Genomic DNA, 22,157 nt, shown 5'->3' on the forward strand with positions numbered 1-22,157 from the left:
CCGGGGTGCCGTAGCGCTCGGCCGCACGGAACGACGCGTCGTGGATGTCGGCCATGATGTCGCGCAGCTTCTGCTCGCTGTTCGCGAAGTTCCAGCGCTGACGCGACGCGTTCTGGCTCATCTCGAGCGCGGAGGTCGCGACGCCACCGGCGTTCGCCGCCTTGCCGGGTGCGAAGAGCACCTCGGAGTCCTGGAACGCGCCGACGGCCTCGGGGGTCGACGGCATGTTCGCGCCCTCGGCGACCGCGCGCACGCCGTTGGCGATGAGCATGCGGGCGGAGTCCTCGTTCAGCTCGTTCTGCGTGGCCGACGGCACGGCGATGTCGACCGGGGTCTCCCACACGTTGCCGCCTTCGACGAAGCGCGCACCGGGGCGGCGGTTCGCGTACTCGACGATGCGGGCGCGCTCGACCTCCTTGATCTGGCGCAGCAGGGCGAGGTCGATGCCGGCGTCGTCGACGATGTAGCCGGAGGAGTCGGATGCGGTGATGGCCCGTGCACCGAGCTGGGTGGCCTTCTCGATCGCGTAGATCGCGACGTTGCCCGAGCCCGAGACCGCGACGCGCTTGCCCTCGAGGCTCTCGCCGTGCACCGCGAGCATCTCCTGCACGAAGAACACCGCGCCGTAGCCGGTCGCCTCGGTGCGCACCTGCGCGCCGCCCCAGCCGATGCCCTTGCCGGTGAGGATGCCCGACTCGTGACGGTTCGTCATCTTGCGGTACATGCCGAACAGGTAGCCGATCTCGCGGCCGCCCACGCCGATGTCGCCCGCAGGCACGTCGGTGTGCTCGCCGATGTGGCGGAACAGCTCGCTCATGAACGACTGGCAGAAGCGCATCACCTCGGCCTCGCTCTTGCCATGCGGGTCGAAGTTCGAGCCGCCCTTGCCGCCGCCGATGCCCTGTCCGGTGAGCGCGTTCTTGAAGATCTGCTCGAAGCCGAGGAACTTGATGATCGAGATGTTCACCGAGGGGTGGAAGCGCAGACCGCCCTTGTACGGGCCGAGCGCGGAGTTGTACTGCACGCGGTAGCCGCGGTTGACCTGCAGCTTGCCCGCGTCGTCGATCCACGGCACCCGGAAGATCACCTGGCGCTCGGGCTCGACGAGGCGCTCGAGCACGCCCTGATCGAGGTACTTCGGGTGCCGCTCGAGCACCGGGCCGATCGAGTGCAGCACCTCGTGCACCGCCTGGTGGAACTCCGGCTCATTCGGGTTGAGGCTGCGCACCGTGTCGAAGACGGGCTGTGCGGCATCGCTGAGCGGATGGAAGTCGGCAGTGTTCTCTGTCACGCGGGAAGCTTTCTGGTGGGGGATGGAGGAGTGCGATCGTGTCGCGTGATGCTTCGCCGGATCAGGCTGGAGCCTTCACTTTAGCTGGCAGGTCGTGCCCTCTCCGACGAGAAGTCGCAGGGGATGCTATCACCCGGTGTTCTGCAGACCAGCCGCGACTCCGCTGACCGAAAGCAGCAGCAGACGCTGCAGATCGGGGTCGGTCTCGCCCTGGATGTCGGAGCGCAGGGCGCGCAGCGCCCGAAGCTGAAGCAGCGACAGGGCGTCGACGTAGGGCGTGCGCAGCTGCACCGCGCGCTGCAGCACGGGCTTGTTGCCGAGCAGCTGCTCGCCGCCGGTGAGACGGATCACCCAGTCGCGGGTGAGGGCGAGCTCGTCGAGCACGATCTTCGCGAGGTCGTCGCGGTCGCCGAGCGAGAGGTACTCGCGGGCGATGCGCTCATCGGTCTTCGCCAGGCTCATCGCGACGTTGTCGACCATGGTGCGCAGCAGCGGCCAGTCGCGGTACGCCTCGCTCAGTCGAGCCTCGTCGCCGACGGCATTCAGCGCCGTCCCCAGGCCGAACCAGCCGGCGAGGTTGATCCGCGCCTGCGTCCAGGCGAACACCCACGGGATCGCCCTGAGGTCCTCGAGCGACTCGACCGACAGGCCGCGACGCGCCGGACGCGAGCCGAGGGCGAGCAGCCCGATCTCCTCCATCGGCGTGACGGTCGCGAACCACGGCGCGAACCCGTCGGCGGCGACGAGCGAGAAGAATCGCTCGCGCGATGCGGTGTCCATCGTCTGGGCGACGTCGGCGAACCGCTCGGCGGCGCCGCTGGTGCGCTGCTCGACGGAGGGGGAGGACGCGAGCAGCGTCGCCGCGGCCACCTGGTCGATGTGGCGCATCGCGATCGCCGGCTCGCCGTAGCGGGCGAAGATGACCTCGCCCTGCTCGGTGAGCTTGAAGCGGCCGTCGACGGAGTGCGGCGGCTGCGCGAGGATCGCGGAGTTGGCAGGTCCCCCGCCGCGGCCGAGCGCCCCGCCGCGACCGTGGAACAGGGTGAGCCGGATGCCCGACTCCTTCGCCCACAGGGCGATCTGCCGCTGCGCCTCGTAGAGGGCGAGGTTCGCGGCCACCGGGCCGACGTCCTTCGACGAGTCGGAGTAGCCGAGCATGACCTCGAGCCGGTCCCCGGTGGCGTCGAGGCGGGCGCGGAACTCGGGGAACCGCACCACCTCGGCGAGGATGGCGGGGGCGGCCTGCAGATCGGCGAAGGTCTCGAACAGCGGGACGACGTCCAGCACCGGCGCGTCGTCGCCCAGGGCGTACGCCGCGAGGCGGTGCACGTTCGCGAGGTCCTGCGCGGACTGCGTGAACGAGACGACGTAGCGTCCGGCGGCCCGCAGTCCGTAACGGCGCTGGATGTCGGCGACCGCGCGGAACACATCGAGCACCTCCTCGGTCTGCGCGCTGAGCTCGCCGCCGGCGTCCAGCTCCTCGAGAGCCTGCCGGTGCACCTTCGAGTGCTGCCGCACCTCGAGCTCGGTGAGGTGGAACCCGTACGTCTCCACCTGCCAGATCACGTGCTGCATGCCGCCGAACGCGTGGCGGCGCGCCCCGGCATCCGCCAGCGACGACTGCACCGCCCGCAGGTCGGCGAGCAGCTCCTCGGGGGCGCTGTAGGCGCCGTCCTGCTCGGTGCGGGTCGCGTGCACGCGGTGCACGAGTGCGAGCATCACGCGCCGGTGCGGCTCGGACGGCGAGCGGGTCGCGATCTCGTCCGCGAGCTCCGGATGCCCGTCGGCGAAGCGCTGCCAGATCGCGCTGACCTCGTCGCTCGGCGGGGTGTCGGCGGCGTCGAGGGTGAGCGAGCGGCCGATGCGGTCGAGCGCCCGCTCGAGCCCGCGCAGCACGTGCTCGGACGCGATCTGCGCGGCCTCCCTCGTGACCGCGGCGGTGACGAACGGGTTGCCGTCGCGGTCGCCGCCGACCCACGAGCCGACGCGCACGAACGCGGGGACGACGGGCGCGCTCGCGCCGGACTCGTCGCCGCGCAGCGCGTCGTCGATGCGGCGGTACACGTGCGGCACGGTGCTGAAGAGCGTCTCGTCGAACACTCCCATCACGGTGCGGACCTCGTCGGTCGGGGTGGGCTTCTGCGCACGCAGCGGAGCGGTGCGCCACAGCGTGTCGATCTCCTCGAGCATCCTGCGGCGCGCGCGCCGCTCGTCGGCGCCGCCCTCGCTCGCGGCATCGTGCTCGGTGAGCAGCTCGGAGAGGCGGCGGATGCTGCCCGACACCGCACGTCGGCGTGCCTCGGTGGGGTGGGCGGTGAACACCGGGTGGAAGCGCAGCTCGGCGAGCCGCTCGCGAGCGGCATCCTCCCCGACCTCCTTCGTCAGCTGGGCGAAGGCGGTCGCGACGGTGTCGGTCGCGCCCTCGCGGGGCTGACCGGAGCGCTCGCGCAGGATGCGCACGCGCTGGTGCTCCTCGGCGAGGTTGACGAGGTGGAAGTAGCAGGTGAAGGCCCGGGCGACCTCGTCGGCGCGCTCGATCGTGAACGAGTCGGCGATCTCGGCGGCCCGCGTGAACGCGGCTGCGTCGTCGTCGACATCGGATGCCTGGATGGTCGCCAGTCGCAGCCGCTCCACATCCTCGAAGAGACCGGTGCTGCCCGACTCGCGCAGCACCTGCCCGAGCAGACCGCCGAGCATCCGGACATCCGCGCGCATCGCGTCGGGAATGCCGTGGGAGGCCTCGAATCGGGTGATGACGCGGATGGCTTCGGTGTTCGTGGGCTCGAGCGACATGCTTCGAGGGTAAACCGCTCGAACGGGGCCTCCGTCCCCTGTGACAGAGTGGAGGGGATGCGAATCTCGGACAATCCCCTTCGTGGCCAGCAGTTCCCGGCAGCGCTTCTTCTCGTCGCCGCGGCGCTCGGCCTGCTGCTGGCGAACCTCGCGACGCACGACGGGATCGCCGACGTGCTGCATGCGCATATCGCCATCCCCGGCACGGGACTCGATCTCTCGATCGAGGAGTGGGTGGCAGACGGGCTGCTCGCGATCTTCTTCCTCGTCGTCGCGATCGAACTGCGGCACGAGCTCACCCACGGCGAGCTGGACTCGCCGCGCAAGGCGGTGCAGCCGGCGATCGCCGCGACCGGTGGCGTGATCGTGCCGATCGCGATCTATCTGCTGATCGCGGGGCCGGCGACCGGCGAGGGCACGGCGGTGGGGTGGCCGATTCCGACCGCCACGGACATCGCGTTCGCGCTCGGCGTGCTCGCCATGTTCGGCAAGGGCCTGCCCTCGGCGGTGCGCGTCTTCCTGCTCGCGCTCGCCATCCTCGACGACATCATCGGCATCATCTTCATCGCCGTGCTGTTCGCGCACGACGTGAACTGGGTGATGTTCGCCCTCGCGGTCGTGTCTGTCGTGGTGTTCGCCGTGCTCAGCCGGGTGGTCGCCAAGAACGGCTCATCGGGGATCGCCGTGCTGATGGGTGTCGTGGGCGTGCTCGCCTGGGGCTTCATGGCGCTCTCCGGGATCCACGCGACGATCGCCGGAGTGATGCTGGGCCTGGCGATGTCGCCCGCGCCCGCCGAGAAGACCCGTCACGCGCTCGAGCCGACGGTGAACGGTGTGATCCTGCCGATCTTCGCGTTCGTCGCCGCGTTCGTCGTCATCCCGCAGGTGTCGCCCGCCGAGCTGTCCCCGGCGTTCTGGGGCATCCTCATCGCGCTGCCGGTCGGGAAGATCATCGGCATCGGGATCTTCGGGTGGCTGAGCATGCAGTTGCGCCCGAAGGGAACCGAGCCGGCGCTGCGCCTGCCCGACATCCTCGCCGCCGGCACCCTCGGCGGCATCGGGTTCACGGTGTCGCTGCTGCTCGCGAACCTCGCCTTCGCCGACGACAACGGGATCCGCGACCAGGCGATCCTCGGTGTGCTCGGCGGCTCGCTGATCGCCCTGGTGCTCTCCGCCATCGTCGTCACCGCGCGGGCGCGCTCGTACCGCCGGCTCGCGGCGGCGGTGGAGTGAGCCGATGACCGATCCGCTGAGCGAGCCCGATGCGCTGCGTGCCGCCGCCGAGACGATGCGGCAGGTGCGCGAGCGATGCGTCTGGTCGCAGCGGATCACTCACCGCGACCTCGTGCCCTATCTCATCGAGGAGGCGCACGAGCTGATCGACGCCGTGGAGCGCGACGATCGCGTCGAGATGCGCGAAGAGCTCGGCGACCTGCTCTGGCAGGTGCTGTTCCACGCGGCGATCACCGCGCAGAGCCCGTCCGACCCGTTCGACATCGACGACGTGGCGCGCGGGCTGACCGAGAAGATGGTGCGACGGCATCCGCACGTCTTCGGCGATGCCGTCGCGACCACGCCCGACGAGGTGCTCGTGCACTGGAACGCCGCCAAGGCGGCCGAGAAGCGCGAGCGGCGCAGCGTGCTCGACGGCGTGCCGGCGGGCATGCCCGCGCTGGCCCGAGCGCAGAAGCTGCTCGGACGGGCCTCGTCGGTCGTCGAGCCGGCCGAAGGCGCGTCCGCGCAGGTCGGGCAGCCGGCATCCGAAGCCGAGCTGGGTGACGCCCTGCTCGCCCTCGTCGCCGCAGCGCGAGAGCAGGGATGGGACGCCGAGCGCGCGCTGCGCGAGCGCCTCCGCCTGCTCGAATCCGAGGTGCGCGCCGCCGAGCAGGCGGGCTGACCGTTCGAATCGCTCATCTTGCCGCCGCGACGCCCGGATCGGCGCAAGTCGAGCGATTCGAAGAGCCCGTCGGTGACCTGGGAAGATGGATGCGTGGCAACTGTGAACCCTCCGCGCGGCATGCGCGACTTCCTCCCCGCAGACAAGGCTCGTCGAGAGCGTGTGCTCGCCGTCATCCGCGAGCGCTACCGTGCGCACGGCTTCGACGAGATCGAGACCCCGGTGGTCGAGGAGCACGGGCGGCTGCATGCCGGTATCGGCGGCGACAACGAGAAGCTGTCGTACAGCATCCTGCGCCGCGGACTCGACGCCGACGGCATCCGGGCTGCGGCTGACGACCCGGCCGCGCTCAGCGACCTGGGCCTGCGCTACGACCTCACGGTCCCGCTCGCTCGCTTCTACGCGACGAACCGCGGGCAGCTGCCGACGGTGTTCCGTGCGATCCAGATCGGGCCGGTGTGGCGCGCCGAGCGGCCGCAGAAGGGCCGCTACCGCCAGTTCGTGCAGTGCGACATCGACATCATGGGCGACGAGAGCTCCCGGGCGGAAGCGGAGCTGATCGTCGCGTCCCTCGACACGATCGACGCGCTGGGCCTGCAGGGCGGCACGGTGCGGGTCAACGACCGTCGCGCGCTGGACTGGATGCTCGACAGCTTCGGCTTCACCGAGGACGAGCGCCCCGGCGTGCTGATCACGATCGACAAGCTCGACAAGATCGGCCCCGACGGCGTCGCGGGGGAGCTGCGCGAGCGTGGAGTCACGGCCACAGCCGTCGACGCGTTCGAGGCGTTCCTGAAGCGCCCGCAGACGCGCGAATACACCCCCTACGGCGAGCAGCAGATCCGCAAGGCGCTCCCCGAAGGCGCTCCCGACCAGATCGTCGCGCACCTCGCCTCGCTCGGCGAGGCGGTCGTCGCCGCACGCCCGGATGCCGGGGAGCCCCCTCTCGTGTACGACCCGTTCCTCGTGCGCGGCATGGGCTACTACACGGGAACGATCTTCGAGCTCGCGCACCCCTCCGTGAGCTACTCGCTCGGCGGCGGCGGGCGCTACGACGGCATGATCGGCCGGTTCCTCGGCCAGCAGGTCCCCGCTGTGGGCTTCTCGATCGGCTTCGAGCGCATCGTCGACCTGGTCGCCGAGCAGGAGGTCGATCAGGCCCAGGCCGTCGTGCTCGTGCACGACGCCGACGTGCCGGTCGCGGAGCTGCTGGCGCACAAGTCCGCGCTGCTGCGCGCGGGTGTCGCTCGCGTGCGCCTCGAACGCCGCGCGAAGAACATGAAGGCGCTGCTCGAGCGCTCGGCTGCCGACGGCTACACCGGCTTCGCCTCGGTGCGGTCCGGCGACGAGGCGGGCTCCGCCGAGATCAAGCCGCTGGCCTGATCCGCCCACGCCGAGGAAGGCGAACACACGAGCGCAGGTCGATGTCACGGCATCCGACCTGCGCTCGGCTGTTCGCCTGCACCCGCGCGCCCCGCGCCGATGCATCCGCGCGCCCGGATCGGCGCGCACAGCTCAGCGCACGACGAGTCTCAGCCGCAGCATCCGGTACCCGATGCCGGCCAGCACGACCCCGGTGCCGATCAGCGAAGCGAGTGCGGGCAGCGTCGAGACCAGCACCAGGCATCCGGCCGCGCCGATCACCTGCAGCGCCTTCGGGTAGCGGCGCACGTCGGCTCGCTGGCGCAGCGCCGCGGCGTTCGCGATCAGGTAGTACAGCAGCACGCCGAACGACGAGAAGCCGATCGCTCCGCGCAGGTCGGCCACCAGCACGATCCCGATCACGATCAGTGCCACGGCGACCTCGGCGCGCTGCGGCACCTGCCACCGCTCGTCGACGACGGCGAGGAACCGCGGCAGATCCGCCTCGCGTGCCATAGCCAGCGTGGTGCGTCCGATGCCGGTGATGAGGGCGAGCAGCGCGCCCAGAGACGCCGTCGCGGCCGCGATGCGCACGACCGGACCCGCCCAGCTCCAGCCGGCGGCCTCGGCGACGTCGGCGAGCGGATGCGCGCTGCCGACGGCATCCGCCCCCAGCGTCAGCATCACCGCGACCGCCACCAGCACGTAGACGACGACCGCGCCGCCGAGGGCGAGCACGATCGCGCGGGGGATCGTGCGGGCGGGGTCGATCACCTCCTCGCCCATGGTCGCGATGCGAGCGTACCCGGCGAAGGCGAAGAAGAGCAGGCCCGCCCCCTGCAGCACGCCGTACGCGGTCGCGTCGGGCAGGGGAGCGGGAGAGGCCTGCGGTGCGGCGGCGAGTCCGGATGCCGCGACCGCGGCCAGCCCGAGCAGCGAGAGGACCACGAGGATGCGTGTCAGCAGCGCGGTGCGGGTGACGCCGAAGCAGTTGACGGTGGCGAGGGCGGCGACCGCGAGCACGGCGACGGGCGTCCGCCAGCTCTCCGGGGCGGCATAGGCGGCGAAGGTCATCGCCATGGCCGCGCAGCTCGCGATCTTGCCGATCACGAAGCACCACCCCGCGATGAAGCCCGACCACGGGCCGATCTCGGCCCGCGCGTACGCGTACGTGCCGCCGGCGACGGGGTGCACCGCCGCGAGCTGCGCGGAGGAGGTGGCGTTGCAGAACGCGACGAGGGCGGCGATCGCCAGCGCGATCAGGATGCCGGAGCCGGCGACTCCGAGGGCCGGTGACCAGACGGCGAACACCCCGGCGCCGATCATCGAACCGAGTCCGATCGCGACGGCGTCGACGAGGGTGAGGCGGCGGGCGAGCGGCATCCGCCCATGCTCCCACCCCGGGGTGAACGGGAGGTGACGTGACGCGCTCGCCGATGATCGATCGTCGCGGCCCGGTAGTTCTACTTGCCATAGTTAGTCTAGTGTGAATAGAATAATACGAAAGGGAGGTGCACATGCTCATCCGAGTCGACCCCGACAGCCCTCGCCCGCTGTTCGAGCAGATCGCCGCATCGGTGCGCGGGGAGGTGCTCGCCGGGCGCCTGGGCCCCGGCGACCGGCTGCCCGCCGCGCGCGACCTGGCCGATGCGATCGAGGTGAATGTGCACACGGCGCTTCGCGCCTACCAGGAGCTGCGCGACGAGGGCCTCGTCGAGCTGCGCCGGGGGCGGGGCGCGATGATCTCCGCCTCGGCCGCGCCGCTCGCCGAACTCGCCGGCGAGATCACGGCGCTCGTGCGCCGCGGCGCCGATCTCGGTGTCGCCCCTGCCACCCTCGCCGCCCTCATCAAGGAGATGGAATCATGACCACGCCCGGCACGCAGATCGACGCCGCCGCCGACGTGCGGCGAGCCCGACGGGCTCTCACCGTCATCGGCCTCGTCACCCCGGCCGTCTTCACAGCGGTCGCGGTCGCGCTGATCGCCGTCTGGATGCCCGAGCTGCCCGACCCCGCGGCGACCCACTGGGGAGCCGGCGGCGTCGACGGGTACGGACCGCCCGCGACCTACCTCTGGCTCGCCATCGGCATCGGACTCGGCCTTCCGCTGCTGCTGGTGACGGTCACGCTCACCATGGCGCGACAGCAGTGGGGTGTGACAGCACGGTTCCTGGGAGCGCTCGCGCTCGGGCTCTCGGGCTTCAGTGCCGTGACGACGACCGGGTCGACGTGGATGCAGCGTGGCCTGTCCGACGCCGCCGACGCGACCGACGTGCTGCCCGTGCTCGTCGGCGCGTTCTGCGCTCTGCTCATCCTCTCCGCCGCGGGCTGGGTGCTGCAGCCCGACGTCGAGGCGACCGGGCCCGTGACGCTGAAGACCACGCGTCTGCCGTCGATCTCTGCGGGGGAGCGGGTGGTCTGGATGGGCACGGCGAGGATGGCACGCGGCGGCCTCCTGATCGTCGGGTTCGCCTGCGTCGTCCTGATCGGGGTGACCGCGGTGATGCTGCTGCAGGCGCCCGGGAGCGCGTGGATACCGCTGCTCGTGCTGGCCGTGGTCGGTCTCGCCCTCGCGGCGACGGCATCGTTCCGCGTGCGCGTCGGCGCGGACGGGCTGCACGTGCGCTCCCAGCTGGGATTCCCGCGGCTGCACGTGCCGCTCGACGAGATCACCGGCGTGCGCGCGATCGAATGCCACCCCTTCGCCGAGTTCGGCGGCACGGGCTGGCGGGTCGGTCTCGACGGCCGCACCGGTATCGTGCTGCGCACCGGACCCGCGATCGAGGTCGACCGCCGAGGCGCGGGCGCGGTCGTGATCACCGTCGACGGTGCCGAGACGGCCGCGGCGACCCTGCAGGCGCACCTCGAGCGCCGAGCAGAGGCCTGAGCGGAGGAGCATCGAGATGACGGATCAGCCGACCGACCGGATGCCCGAGGTGGGCCGCACGGCCATCGTCGCGTTCATCGTGCTCGCGCTCGGACTGGCGTGGGCTGTGGCACTGCCGCTGTGGCTGGGCGGCGGCCTCGCGTCGCCGCTCGCCGGGCTGCTGCTGCCGCTGATGATGTACACGCCCGCGGCCGCGGTGCTCGGGGTGCTGCTCGTGCTCCGGCCCGTGCCACGCGGCCGGCGACTCCGCCTCCTCGGCATGTGGCCGCTGCGCCCGGCGAGACGCGTGGTGGGCATGAGCATCATCGCACTGTTCGGCACGATCGGGGTGGTGGCGCTCTCCCTCGCCGTCGCCGTCGTCTGCGGCTGGATCACGCTCGATCTCGTGACGTTCTCGGGATTCGCGGAGGTGCTGCAATCCGGTCCCGCCGGAGCGGCCGCACTTCCGCCCGTCGGCCTGCTCGTCATCGCGCAGCTGCTGGCGATGCCCGTCGCCGCGGCCACCGTGAACGCCGTCGCCGCGTTCGGCGAGGAGATCGGCTGGCGCGGGTTCCTCCTTCCGGCCCTGCGTCGGTACGGCACCTGGCCCGCCCTGCTCATCAGCGGCGCCGTGTGGGGGATCTGGCACGCGCCGATCATCCTGCTCGGGTACAACTTCGCGCGCACCGACATCACCGGAGTGCTGCTGATGACCACCGGATGCCTGGCATGGGGAGTGCTGCTGGGCTGGCTGCGTCTGCGGTCCGGGTCGGTGTGGCCGCCCGTCTTCGCGCACGGCGCCCTCAACGCGGCAGCCGGCCTGCCCACCCTGCTGTTCGCTGCCGGCACCCGTCCCGATCCGGCGCTCGCGTCCGTGCTGGGCGCGTCGGGGTGGATCGCATGCGCTCTGGTGGCCGTCGTGCTGCTGGTCACGGGTCAGTTCCGCCGGCAGCCGGCTCTCGCGACACCGCCCTCCGGGCCGGCCGCCGCGTCGCGCCCTTGACCTCGGCGCGCACGGCGACTTGGCTGGGGGCATGGTCGAATCCACCCCGCACGCCTGGCGCGCCGCCGACGAGTACCTCTCCGACCTGCTCGTCGGGCGCGACCCCGCCCTGGAGCGCGCTCTGTCGGCACAGCAGGCGGCGGGCATGCCCGACATCGAGGTCGCACCGGTCGCGGGCAAGCTGCTGAACCTTCTGGTGCGGATGAGCGGCGCACGGCGCGTGCTCGAGATCGGCACGCTCGGCGGGTACTCGACCATCTGGATGGCCCGGGCCGTGGGCGACCAGGGTCGGGTGGTCACGATCGAGGCCGAACACGACAACGCCGCGGTCGCGCGCGCCAGCATCGACGCCGCCGGTGTCGGCGATCGCGTCGACATCCGCGTGGGCCGTGGCGAGGACGTGCTGCCCACGCTCGTCGGCGGCTTCGATCTCGTGTTCATCGACGCCGACAAGGAATCCAACACCCTCTACCTCGACTGGGCGGCGCGACTCGGGCATCCGGGCACCGTCGTCATCCTCGACAACATCGGCCGCGACGGCGAGATCGTCGACGCCGAGACCGCCGACTCGAAGGTCATCGGCACGCAGCAGGCGCTCCGGATGCTGGCCGACGACCCCCGCTTCGACGCGACCGCGCTGCAGACCGTGGGCGTCAAGGGATGGGACGGCGTGGCGCTCGCGCTGATCGTCTGACATCCGCCCGAGGGGCGAGGACGGGCACGGCTAGACTGAAGCGCGGATCGACGTCGCTCCACCACCACCCTTCCCTCCCTTTCGAAGGAGCACTTCTGTGGCACTGATCGAGGCTGTAGGCGCACGCGAGATTCTCGACTCGCGCGGAAACCCGACCGTCGAGGTGGAGGTGCTCCTCGATGACGGTGTCGTCCAGCGCGCCGCCGTCCCCTCCGGCGCATCCACCGGAGCGTTCGAGGCGTACGAGCTGCGCGACGGAGACAAGGGCCGCTACGGCGGAAAGGGCGTCCTGAAGGCCGTCGAGGCCGTCATCGACGAGCTCGGCCCCGCCATCGAGGGCGTCGAGGCGAGCGAGCAGCGCATCGTCGACGAGATCCTGAACCAGGTCGACGGCACCGACAACAAGAAGCGCGTCGGCGCCAACGCCATCCTCGGCGTCAGCCTGGCCGTGGCCAAGGCCGCCGCCGACTCGGCCGACCTGCCGCTGTTCCGCTACCTGGGCGGCCCCAACGCGCACCTGCTGCCCGTCCCGCTGTTCAACGTCATCAACGGCGGCGAGCACGCCGACAACGGCATCGACATGCAGGAGTTCTTCCTCGCGCCGATCGGCGCCGACACCTACTCCGAGTCGCTGCGCTGGGGCGTCGAGACCTACCACGTGCTGCGCAGCGAGCTGAAGGCCGCCGGCTACGCCACCGGTCTCGGCGACGAGGGCGGCTTCGCCCCCGACCTGCCCAGCAACCGCGAGGGCCTCGAGTTCCTCATCAAGGCGATCGAGAAGGCCGGCTTCACCCCCGGCAAGGACATCGCGCTCGGCCTCGACGTCGCCGCGACGGAGTTCTTCAACGACGGCGTCTACCGCCTCGACAACAAGGACTGGACCGGCCCCGAGCTGATCGAGTACTACCAGGGCCTCGTCGCGGACTTCCCGATCGTCACGATCGAGGATGCCCTCGCCGAAGACGACTGGGACAACTGGAAGCTGCTCACCGAGGCCCTCGGCAGCAAGGTGCAGCTGGTCGGCGACGACCTGTTCGTGACGAACCCCGAGCGCCTCGGCGACGGCATCAAGCGCGGTGTCGCCAACTCGCTGCTCGTGAAGGTCAACCAGATCGGCACCCTGACCGAGACCTTCGACGCGGTCAGCCTCGCGCAGCGCTCGGGCTACACGGCCATGCTCTCGCACCGTTCGGGCGAGACCGAGGACACCACGATCGCCGACCTGGCCGTAGCGACCAACGCGGGTCAGATCAAGACCGGTGCGCCCGCACGCAGCGAGCGCGTCGCGAAGTACAATCAGCTTCTGCGCATCGAAGAGGATCTGGGCGACGCCGCGGTCTTCGCGGGTGCGTCGGCCTTCCCGCGCTTCCAGGCGTGAGCCGGAGCGTGCGCTGATCTGAACGGACGAAGGAGGAGGAGCATGGCCAGACGACCCGCTCCTCCTCCTTCGGCGTCCGTGCCCGCGTCGTCACCCTCCTCGCGCGCGTCCGGCGGACGCACGGTCGATGTGAGGGAGTGGGCGAGCGGCATCCGCCTGTCGGGTTTCGCCGTGATCATGCTCTCGCTGGTCGTGCTCGGCACCTGGGTGCTCGTGCCGACCATCGGCACCTACCTCGGCCAGAAGCAGAAGATCGCCGCGCTCGAGCACTCGGTGCAGGTGACCGAGGAGCAGATCGCCAATCTCGAGCGCGAGCGCGATCGATGGGACGACCCGGCGTACATCACCACCCAGGCGCGTGAGCGGCTGTACTACGTCAAGCCCGGCGAGGTCGTCTACCTCGTCGACGACGATCTGGATCCCGCCGACCTGCCGCCCGAGCAGCAGGAGGTCAGCGCCCAGCTCGAGGAGCGCCCGGCCGACTGGATGCCGCAGCTGCTGCGCGGGCTGACCTCCGCAGGGCTCGCGAAGACGGCCGTCGAGGCGCCGACTCCGCAGGGCTGAGGTCTGTCACAGTGACCTCCCGTACCCTGGTGGGGTGACGACACCTCCCTTCCCGACGCCCACCGCTGCAGAGATCGATGTGGTCTCGAGTCAGCTGGGCCGTGCCGCCCGCGGCGTCATCGGCATCGCCGCGCGCTGCGTCTGCGGCAACCCGACCGTGGTGGCCACGGCGCCCCGTCTCGACGACGGAACGCCCTTCCCGACGTTCTACTACCTGACGCACCCCGCGGCGACCGCCGCGATGTCGACCCTCGAGGCGACGCAGGTGATGCCCGAGCTGGCTCGGATGCTCGAGGAGGACGACGACGTCGCCGCAGCCTACGGCCGCGCGCACGAGGCGTACCTCGCCGACCGCGCGCAGTTCGGCGAGGTGCCCGAGATCGACGGCATCTCGGCCGGGGGGATGCCGACGCGCGTGAAGTGTCTGCACGCTCTCGCCGGGCACGCTCTGGCCGCGGGGCCGGGTGTGAACCCGGTGGGGGATGCCGCGCTGGAGCGCTCCTCCTGGTCGCCCGAGCGATGCGCGTGCGTCGACCCCGGCGCCGCGTTGGCGGACCGCGCGTCATGATGGCCGCTCGGATGCTGCGTGGCGTCGCTGTGACAGCGGCGATCGCGGCATCCGCGGTGTTCGCGGCCGTGCCCGCACCCGCCTCCGCCGCCTCGGCGACGTCGACGTTGCAGGCGCCCACGGAGACGGCGACGCCCGCCGCGCCACCGATCCCCGACGACCCGAACGACCCCGCCCGGGCGATGGAGTACTGGCTCGACGGTGCTGGGATCCGGCAGGCCTGGAACGTGACCAGGGGCAAGGGCGTGAAGATCGCGGTCATCGACACCGGCATCGGCAAGCCGCCGGTGATCTTCGACGGCGCGGTGGCCGACGGCACCGACGTGTCCGGCGTCGGCAGTGCGGACGGGCGCACCCCGGTCGGCGTGCGCGATCCCAACCACGGCTCGTGGGTCGCCTCCCTCGCCGCCGGACGCGGGAACCCCGACGGCACCGGGATGATCGGCGTCGCACCGGAGGCACAGCTGCTGTCGGTCTCGCTCGGCTTCCCCGGCTCCGCGTCGACGAAGCCGTTCGTCGACCAGGTGGTCGAGGCCATGAAGTGGGCCGTCGACCACGACGCCGACGTCATCAACCTCTCCTTCACCACCAACACCCTCGACTGGGATCGCAGCTGGGACGAGGCGTTCCTGTACGCGTTCGAGCACGACGTCGTGGTGATCGTCGCCGCCGGCAACCGCGGCAGCGGCACCTCGATGATCGGAGCGCCTGCCACGATTCCGGGTGTGCTGACCGTCGGCGGCGTCGACCAGACCGGGGTCGCCAGCCGCGGCGCATCCACGCAGGGCATCACGATCGGCATCTCGGCGCCGAGCGAGTCGCTGCTGGGCGTCTCGGCCGACGGCACCCTGCGGTCGTGGGACGGCACGAGCGGGGCCGCCCCGATCGTCGCGGGTGCTGCCGCGCTGGTGCGCGCAGCGCATCCCGATCTGGATGCGGCCAACGTCATCAACCGCCTGATCAGGACTGCGCAGCCCGTGCCCGACATGGCGCGCACCCCCGACCCGCTCTACGGCTACGGTCTGCTCGATGCCGAGGCCGCGGTCACGGCATCCATTCCCCGCGTCTCGAGCAATCCGATGGGCGACCTGAAGGAGTGGATCCGGGTCTACCGCCGTGCCGATGCTCCCGAGCAGCCGGTGCCAGAGCAGCCCGCGACCCCGGTCGCCGTGCCGCCGCTCCCGCCGGTCGAACGGTCCGTCGAGGCCGCGTCGCCGCTGCTCCCGACCGAGGAGTCGCTGCGATACGGTACCCTGCCGCTGTTGGCCCTCACGGTGCCTGGTATCCTGGTAGCGCTTGGCGTCACCGCAGCTGCCCGGCGCATCCGATCGGAGCGCGGTAGACGCACTCCCACACCCTGACGACGAGGAGTTGTCCCCCTGTGCCTCAGAACAGCACTGCACCCCGCATTCTGATTGTCGGTGGAGGGTACGCCGGTTTCTACACCGCCTGGAAGCTCGAAAAGCACCTTCGCAAGGGCGAGGCGGACGTGACGATGGTGGACCCGCTGCCGTACATGACGTACCAGCCGTTCCTGCCCGAGGTCGCAGCCGGATCGATCGAGCCGCGTCACGCGGTCGTCACGCACCGTCGTCACCTCAAGACGACCAACGTGATCACCGCCAAGGTGACGGGCATCGACCACGCCAACAAGGTCGCCACGATCACCCCGCCGGTCGGCGAGCCGTACGAGTTCGCGTACGACCAGATCGTCGTCACCGCCGGTGCCGTGTCGCGCACCTTCCCGATCCCGGGGATCGCCGACAACGCGATCGGCCTCAAGACCATCGAGGAGGCCGTCGCCGTGCGCGACCGCCTGCTGTCGAACTTCGACAAGGCCGCCGCCATCCCGGCCGGCCCCGAGCGCGACCGCCTGCTGACCGTCGTCGTCGTCGGCGGCGGCTTCGCCGGCATCGAGGCGTTCGCCGAGCTGCGCTCGTTCGCGTCGTCGCTGGTCTCGAAGTACCCGCAGCTGTCGTTCGACGACACGCACTTCCACCTCATCGAGGCGATGGGTCGCATCATGCCCGAGGTCTCGCTCGAGACCAGCAAGTGGGTCATGAAGGACCTCGGCAAGCGCGGCGCGTTCATCCACCTCGACACCCAGGTGACCAGCGCCGTCGACGGCAACGTCGAGCTGTCGACGGGTGAGGTCATCCCCACCGACCTGATCGTGTGGACCGCCGGCGTCATGGCCAACCCGACCGTCGTGCGCGGCGGCGACCTGCCGACCGAGCAGCGCGGCCGCATCTCGGCGCAGGCCGACCTGCGCGTCGTCGACGCCGACGGCAACCCCGTCGAGGGTGCGTGGGCGGCCGGCGACGTCGCCGCCGTCCCCGACAAGACCGGTGGCCTTCCCGACGGCACCTGCGTGCCCAACGCGCAGCACGCCGTGCGTCAGGCGAAGCTGCTGGCGAAGAACCTCGTCGCCGTGCTGCGTGGCGAGGGCACGAAGGACTACTTCCACAAGAACCTGGGCGCGGTGGCGGGCCTCGGCCTCTACAACGGCGTCTTCCAGTCCGGCAAGATCGCGCTCAAGGGCTTCATCGCGTGGGTGGCGCACCGTGGCTACCACGGCCTCGCCATGCCGACGTGGGAGCGCAAGTGGCGCGTGCTCTGGGGCTGGTGGAACAACCTGTGGCTGGGACGCGACTTCGCGAACCTCGCCGCCGTGCAGCACCCGCGTGCAGCGTTCGAGGAGTTCGCGGCGCGGCCGCGCCCCGCGGTCGCAGAGGCCGCCGCACCCGCCGCGCAGAAGAACGCGGCGAAGTCGGATGCCGGCAAGCCCGCTCCGGTGAACGATGCAGGTGAGAGCGCGGAGAAGAAGCCGGCCGCGAAGGCCGACGCTGCGAAGCCCGCTGCCAAGAAGCCCGCTGCCAAGAAGCCGGCCGCGAAGAAGCCCGAAAGCGTCGAGACCACGGTCTGACGCGTAGGTCTCAAGGGTCCGTCCGAGCGACAGCTCGGGCGGACCCTTCTTCGTGCCCCCACTGGGATTCGAACCCGTCCCCACCGGCCACTCCACGCGCCGCTGCGCGTCGCGCGGAGCCTCGGGCCGGCGTGGGCCCTGGTCTGGCTTCTCACCCAGTGGCGTCACTGCGTGCCCCCACTGGGATTCGAACCCAGACTGAAGCGTGTTTAAGACGCCTGCCTCTGCCATTGGGCTATGGGGGCCTGCATTCACCCTATCGACGCGTCACCCGAGTCGTAGGGTGGGGGAGTGCTCGATCTCACCGCAGGCCACGGCCCGGCATCCGATTCCGATGCGCCCTGGCATTCCCCCGACCGCTTCTGGTCAGCGCTGACCGACGCGACCGCGCATCTCCCCGCCCCCGTGGCGGTGATCGAACGCGAGGCGCTCCGACACAACGCGATGGACCTGCTGGTGCGCGCCGGAGGCCTCCCGATCCGGGTCGCGACGAAGTCCGTGCGGGTGCGAGCCGTTCTCGATGCTGTGCTCGAGATCCCCGGCTACCGCGGACTCCTCGCTTTCACCCTCGCGGAGGCGCTCTGGCTGGCCGAGCGCTACGACGACATCGTGCTCGGCTATCCGACGGTCGACCGCGCCGGACTGGCCCGCCTGCTCGCGGACGAGCGCGCGGCGTCACGCATCACCCTGATGGTCGACGACTCCGCCCATCTCGACGTGATCGATTCTGTGGCGGGTCCCACCTCGCGCCCCGAGGTGCGGGTCGCGATCGACGTCGACGCGTCGCTGCGCTCCTCATCCCTCGGTCATGTCGGCGTGCGCCGGTCTCCGCTGCACTCGGCGGCGCAGGTCGCCGCCTTCGCCCGTGAGATCGTGCGCCGCCCCGGCTTCCGGCTCGTCGGCCTGCAGATGTACGAGGCGCAGATCGCAGGGCAGGGGGATGCCGCGGGGCCCGACGCCCCGGTGATCCGCATGGTGCAGGCGCGTTCACGCGACGAGCTGCGCCGGCGCCGCGCCGAGATCGCCGACGCGATGACCCAGATCGCTCCGCTCGAGTTCCTGAACGGGGGTGGGACGGGGTCGCTGGAGTTCACCGGAAGCGATGAGTCGCTGACCGAGGCGACCGCGGGCAGCGGCCTGCTCGCCGGCCACCTCTTCGACGGGTATCGCTCGTTCCAGCCCGCGCCGGCGGCATCCTTCGCCCTCGACGTGGTCCGCAAGCCGACACAGGCCATCGCGACCGTTCTGGGCGGGGGCTGGATCGCGTCGGGTCCTGCCGTGACCTCCCGTCAGCCGCTGCCGGTGTGGCCGGCAGGACTGCGCACGCTCGGCCGAGAGGGCGCGGGGGAGGTGCAGACGCCGCTGCGCGGAGCTGCTGCCGAGGATCTGCGTGTCGGCGATCGGGTCTGGTTCCGGCACGCGAAGAGCGGCGAGCCGGCCGAGCGGATCGATCGGTATCATCTCGTCTCGGAAGGCACCGTGGTAGGCGAGCTGCCGACGTATCGCGGCGAAGGGGAGGCGTTCCTATGACCCGACCGGGCGGAACGTGGCAGAACTGGGGTCGCACCGCGCAGGTGCGACCCGTGCGCGTCGAGCGTCCACGCTCGCCCGAGGGCGTGCAGCGGTCGGTGGTGGCGGCAGCCTCCCAGGGGCTCACCGTCAAGGCCGTCGGCGCCGGGCACAGCTTCACCGGGATCGCGGCGGCCCCCGGTGTGCTCCTCGAGCTCGATGATCTGCAGGGGCTGGTCTCGGCCGACCCGCAGACGGGCCGCGTGAGCCTGCTCGCGGGCACGCGCCTGCATCGCATCCCCGCGCTGCTGAAACCGCACGGATTGGCCATGCAGAACCTCGGCGACATCGACCGGCAGTCGATCAGCGGCGCGATCTCGACCGGCACGCACGGCACCGGCGCCCGCTTCGGCGGTATCGGCAGCCAGGTGCGAGGACTCACGTTGGTCACCGCGGCCGGCGAGTTCCTGCGCATCGACGAGGAGCACAACAGCGACCTGCTCGCGGGCGCCGTGGTGGGTCTCGGAGCCCTCGGGATCGTCGTCGAGGTCACGCTGCAGTGCGTGCCGGCGTTCGTGATGCACGCACAGGACGTTCCGCTGCCCCTCGACGAGACGCTCGCATCGCTGGGCGAGCGGGTGGCGGATGCCGATCACTTCGAGTTCTACTGGCATCCGCACACCGACGTCGCACTGACGAAGACGCAGACGCGCCTGCCGGAATCGGCACCGCGGCGTCCCCTCCCGCCCGTGCAGCGCTGGCTCGACGAGAGAGTGCTGGCGAACGGCATGTTCGGCGCGTTCTGCGCGGTGAGCCGAGTGGTGCCGGCCGTGATCCCGCCGTTCAACCGGCTCGCGGCGAAGGTGACCGGCGATGCCGACTACGCGGATCGATCGCACCGGGTCTTCGTGCACCACCGTGGCGTGCGCTTTCGCGAGATGGAGTACGCCCTGCCGGCCGAGAACGTCGGTTCGGCGTTCGACGAGCTGCGCCGGCTCATCACCGCGCGCGGGTGGCGCATCGAGTTCCCCGTCGAGGTGCGTTTCGCCGCGGCCGACGACCTGTGGCTGTCGACCGCATCCGGCCGCGACAGCGCATACATCGCCGTGCACCGCTACTGGCGGGTCGATCCGCGCGAGTACTTCGACGCCGTCGAGCAGATCATGCTCGACCACGGCGGTCGCCCGCACTGGGGCAAGCTCCACACCCTGAGCGCCGCGCAGCTGCGTGAGCGCTACCCGAGGTTCGACGACTTCGTCGCGCTGCGCGACCGCCTCGATCCCGACCGGCTGTTCGGCAACCGGCACCTCGAGCGGATCCTCGGGGCCTGAGCCCGGCCTGTCGTCCAGCCGACGCGCAGTGATCCGCGCATAGGATGGATCTCGGTTCAAGAGGGGGCTGTGCATGGAATGGCTGTGGCCGGTACTTATCGTCGTCGGGGTGCTGCTGCTCGTCGGCATCTACCTGTGGTCCACGTACAACTCGCTGGTGCAGCTCAAGGTGCGCGTCGACGAGGCGTGGAGCGGAATCGCCGTGCAGCTCAAGCGCCGCGCCGATCTCATCCCCAACCTGATCGAGACCGTGCGCGGCTACGCCGCCCATGAGAAAGAGGTCTTCGAGGGCGTGACCAGGGCGCGAGCCGAGACGCTCGCCGCGTCCGGACCCGCCGAGGCCGGTGTGGCCGAGGGCCACCTGCAGCAGGCGCTGCGCAGCCTGTTCGCGGTCGCCGAGGCGTATCCGCAGCTTCAGGCCAGCCAGAACTACCTGCAGCTGCAGCACTCACTCGTCGACACCGAAGACAAGGTGCAGGCCGCCCGCCGCTTCTACAACGGCGGCGTGCGCGAGCTGAACACCAAGATCAAGGTGTTCCCCAACAATCTCTTCGCCCGTGGCCTCGGCTTCACCGAACGGGAGTTCTTCGAGGTCAACGACGACGGCGCGATCTCCGAACCGCCGCGCGTGCAGTTCTGACGCCATCACCACCGAACGCCCCGTCACACGCCGGGGCGTTCGTCATTCCCGCGGATGCACGTGTCGTTCGACCGACGTCTCGGCGCCGTGCAGGGCGTGCGCCAGGTCGTTCGCGGCATCGCCCCAGCCCGACACGCTGATCCGCTCGAGACCCTGCCACAGGGCCGCAAGCACCAGCTCCTCGGCCACCCGCTCGGCATCCGCCCTGGGCCGCGCGTGCTGCTCCCACCACGCCGACTGCACGCGCAGGGTCGACGCGAGCCGGTCGGCCTTCAGATCCACCCGTCCGACGACGCTGTCGCCGACGAGCATCGGGAGGGAGTAGTAGCCGTAGCGGCGCCGATCCGCGGGAACGTAGATTTCGATGCGGTAGTCGAAGTCGAACACGCGCAGCGCCCGATCCCGAAACCACACCACGGGGTCGAACGGGGTCAGCAGTGCTGACCGATCGATGCGGCGGGGCAGCACCGCGTCTCGATGCCGCCACGCGGGGATCGCCCTGCCCCCGCGCTCCCAGCCGCGTACCGACACCGGCTCCAGCTCGCCCGCGTCGACCAGGTCGGCCACCGCCGCCCGCACCCCCGCCTGATCGCGCAGGCGGTGGTAGTCGTTCAGATCGGTGATCGTCGCGACGCCGTAGGATCGCGCCGCCCGCCGCACCAGTTCGCGCACGGCCGCGTCACGCGGGACGATCACCTCGCGGATCGAGTCGGGAATGATCTGCGACGCCAGACCGTAGCGCCGCTCGAACCCGATGCGGCCGGCGATCGCGACCTCTCCGCAGCGCCAGAGGTGCTCGAGCGCGATCTTCGCCTCGTCCCAGTCCCACCATGAGCCGCGCTCGCGGGGTGCGTCGTCACGCAGATCCGCCGGGCGAAGCGGGCCGCGGGCACCCAGCTCGTCGCGCACCCAGTCGAGGGTGCGGGCGTGCACCCGCCCCCATCCGCCCGGTCGCTCCGCTCGCTCGCGCCATTCCTGCATGCGGAAGCGCCACAGGGCCCAGTCCTCGACCGGCATGAACGTGGCCTCGTGAGCGAGATACTCCACGTAGCGGGTCGTGCGCGAGATGACGGTGCGATCCAGCAGCGCGGGGTCGTACGAGCCCAGCCGGGAGAACATCGGCATGTAGTGCGAACGTGCGAACACGTTGACCGAGTCGATCTGCAGCACGCCGAGCCGCGTCATCGTCCGGTGCAGGTGGTGGGCGCTCACGGCATCCGGTCGACGCCGGGAGAATCCCTGCGCCGCGAGCGTCATCCGCCGCGCCTCGGCGGCGCTGAGGGTGGTCGAGGAGGCAGCCGTCACTGCGCCAGAGTAGCCGCAGGCGCCGACATC

At 71.0% G+C, this 22,157-nt stretch carries 19 protein-coding genes and 1 tRNA gene; 15 read left to right on the forward strand and 5 right to left on the reverse strand.

Features of this window, described 5'->3' with window-relative positions:
• The coding region (gene gdhA, locus BFN01_RS11885) for an NADP-specific glutamate dehydrogenase (protein WP_071644566.1) at window positions 1-1,291 on the reverse strand (1,291 nt) is incomplete at its 3' end.
• A gap of 129 nt (window positions 1,292-1,420) precedes the next feature.
• Window positions 1,421-4,084 (reverse strand): phosphoenolpyruvate carboxylase, encoded by a 2,664-nt coding sequence (locus BFN01_RS11890; protein WP_071644567.1) that lies wholly within the window; start codon window positions 4,082-4,084, stop codon window positions 1,421-1,423.
• Window positions 4,085-4,141: 57 nt separating this feature from the next.
• On the opposite strand from BFN01_RS11890, the gene BFN01_RS11895 reads away from it, so the two are divergent.
• The 3 genes from BFN01_RS11895 to hisS all read left to right on the forward strand — a co-directional run bounded on the left by BFN01_RS11895 (window position 4,142) and on the right by hisS (window position 7,364).
• Window positions 4,142-5,317 carry a Na+/H+ antiporter NhaA gene (locus BFN01_RS11895; RefSeq protein ID WP_071644568.1) on the forward strand — a complete coding sequence of 392 codons (1,176 nt, stop codon included), beginning with the start codon at window positions 4,142-4,144 and terminating at the stop codon, window positions 5,315-5,317.
• Window positions 5,318-5,321: 4 nt separating this feature from the next.
• The gene (locus tag BFN01_RS11900; RefSeq protein ID WP_071644569.1) at window positions 5,322-5,981 is read left to right on the forward strand and encodes a MazG family protein; all 660 of its coding nucleotides are present in this window, start codon (window positions 5,322-5,324) and stop codon (window positions 5,979-5,981) included.
• A gap of 120 nt (window positions 5,982-6,101) precedes the next feature.
• Window positions 6,102-7,364, forward strand: coding sequence for a histidine--tRNA ligase (gene hisS, locus BFN01_RS11905; RefSeq protein WP_071644570.1), 1,263 nt, complete (start codon window positions 6,102-6,104; stop codon window positions 7,362-7,364).
• A gap of 132 nt (window positions 7,365-7,496) precedes the next feature.
• Here hisS and BFN01_RS11910 read toward each other — a convergent pair whose 3' ends face one another.
• The gene (locus tag BFN01_RS11910) at window positions 7,497-8,726 is read right to left on the reverse strand and encodes an APC family permease (protein ID WP_071644571.1); all 1,230 of its coding nucleotides are present in this window, start codon (window positions 8,724-8,726) and stop codon (window positions 7,497-7,499) included.
• A 134-nt stretch (window positions 8,727-8,860) separates the two neighbouring features.
• On the opposite strand from BFN01_RS11910, the gene BFN01_RS11915 reads away from it, so the two are divergent.
• From BFN01_RS11915 to BFN01_RS11955, 9 genes are all read left to right on the forward strand, one after another.
• Window positions 8,861-9,211 (forward strand): GntR family transcriptional regulator, encoded by a 351-nt coding sequence (locus BFN01_RS11915; RefSeq protein WP_071644572.1) that lies wholly within the window; start codon window positions 8,861-8,863, stop codon window positions 9,209-9,211.
• Complete coding sequence (locus BFN01_RS11920; RefSeq protein WP_071644573.1) at window positions 9,208-10,230, forward strand: DUF1648 domain-containing protein; 1,023 nt, start codon at window positions 9,208-9,210, stop codon at window positions 10,228-10,230. The genes BFN01_RS11915 and BFN01_RS11920 overlap by 4 nt, the downstream gene beginning before the upstream one ends.
• A gap of 16 nt (window positions 10,231-10,246) precedes the next feature.
• Entirely contained in the window at window positions 10,247-11,212 is a 966-nt protein-coding gene (locus tag BFN01_RS11925) for a CPBP family intramembrane glutamic endopeptidase (RefSeq protein ID WP_071644574.1), read from the forward strand.
• Between the two features lie 31 nt (window positions 11,213-11,243).
• Window positions 11,244-11,906: an O-methyltransferase gene (locus tag BFN01_RS11930; protein WP_071644575.1), complete on the forward strand. Its 663-nt coding sequence runs from the start codon at window positions 11,244-11,246 to the stop codon at window positions 11,904-11,906.
• A 97-nt stretch (window positions 11,907-12,003) separates the two neighbouring features.
• Complete coding sequence (gene eno, locus BFN01_RS11935; protein WP_071644576.1) at window positions 12,004-13,284, forward strand: phosphopyruvate hydratase; 1,281 nt, start codon at window positions 12,004-12,006, stop codon at window positions 13,282-13,284.
• Window positions 13,285-13,326: 42 nt separating this feature from the next.
• The gene (locus BFN01_RS11940; protein ID WP_071644577.1) at window positions 13,327-13,848 is read left to right on the forward strand and encodes a septum formation initiator family protein; all 522 of its coding nucleotides are present in this window, start codon (window positions 13,327-13,329) and stop codon (window positions 13,846-13,848) included.
• A gap of 34 nt (window positions 13,849-13,882) precedes the next feature.
• Complete coding sequence (locus tag BFN01_RS11945) at window positions 13,883-14,416, forward strand: DUF501 domain-containing protein (protein WP_071644578.1); 534 nt, start codon at window positions 13,883-13,885, stop codon at window positions 14,414-14,416.
• 29 nt (window positions 14,417-14,445) lie between these two features.
• Window positions 14,446-15,777 (forward strand): S8 family serine peptidase, encoded by a 1,332-nt coding sequence (locus tag BFN01_RS11950; RefSeq protein ID WP_371261035.1) that lies wholly within the window; start codon window positions 14,446-14,448, stop codon window positions 15,775-15,777.
• Between the two features lie 20 nt (window positions 15,778-15,797).
• The gene (locus BFN01_RS11955) at window positions 15,798-17,342 is read left to right on the forward strand and encodes an NAD(P)/FAD-dependent oxidoreductase (RefSeq protein WP_071644580.1); all 1,545 of its coding nucleotides are present in this window, start codon (window positions 15,798-15,800) and stop codon (window positions 17,340-17,342) included.
• A 172-nt stretch (window positions 17,343-17,514) separates the two neighbouring features.
• Here the strand turns inward: BFN01_RS11955 and BFN01_RS11960 are convergent.
• Window positions 17,515-17,587 (reverse strand) — tRNA-Leu (locus BFN01_RS11960).
• 46 nt (window positions 17,588-17,633) lie between these two features.
• Between BFN01_RS11960 and BFN01_RS11965 the strand changes: the two genes are divergently transcribed.
• The 3 genes from BFN01_RS11965 (at window position 17,634) to BFN01_RS11975 (ending at window position 20,822) form a co-directional block, all read left to right on the forward strand.
• Window positions 17,634-18,872 carry an alanine racemase gene (locus BFN01_RS11965; RefSeq protein ID WP_071644581.1) on the forward strand — a complete coding sequence of 413 codons (1,239 nt, stop codon included), beginning with the start codon at window positions 17,634-17,636 and terminating at the stop codon, window positions 18,870-18,872.
• Window positions 18,869-20,182 (forward strand): D-arabinono-1,4-lactone oxidase, encoded by a 1,314-nt coding sequence (locus tag BFN01_RS11970; RefSeq protein ID WP_071644582.1) that lies wholly within the window; start codon window positions 18,869-18,871, stop codon window positions 20,180-20,182. The genes BFN01_RS11965 and BFN01_RS11970 overlap by 4 nt, the downstream gene beginning before the upstream one ends.
• Window positions 20,183-20,255: 73 nt before the next feature.
• Entirely contained in the window at window positions 20,256-20,822 is a 567-nt protein-coding gene (locus BFN01_RS11975) for a LemA family protein (RefSeq protein ID WP_071644583.1), read from the forward strand.
• A 42-nt stretch (window positions 20,823-20,864) separates the two neighbouring features.
• Here BFN01_RS11975 and BFN01_RS11980 read toward each other — a convergent pair whose 3' ends face one another.
• Window positions 20,865-22,127 (reverse strand): winged helix-turn-helix domain-containing protein, encoded by a 1,263-nt coding sequence (locus tag BFN01_RS11980; RefSeq protein WP_256221136.1) that lies wholly within the window; start codon window positions 22,125-22,127, stop codon window positions 20,865-20,867.
• Window positions 22,128-22,157: the final 30 nt, after the last annotated feature.

Origin of the sequence: Microbacterium sp. AR7-10 (assembly GCF_001878835.1) — a bacterium.
Lineage (GTDB): Bacteria > Actinomycetota > Actinomycetes > Actinomycetales > Microbacteriaceae > Microbacterium > Microbacterium commune.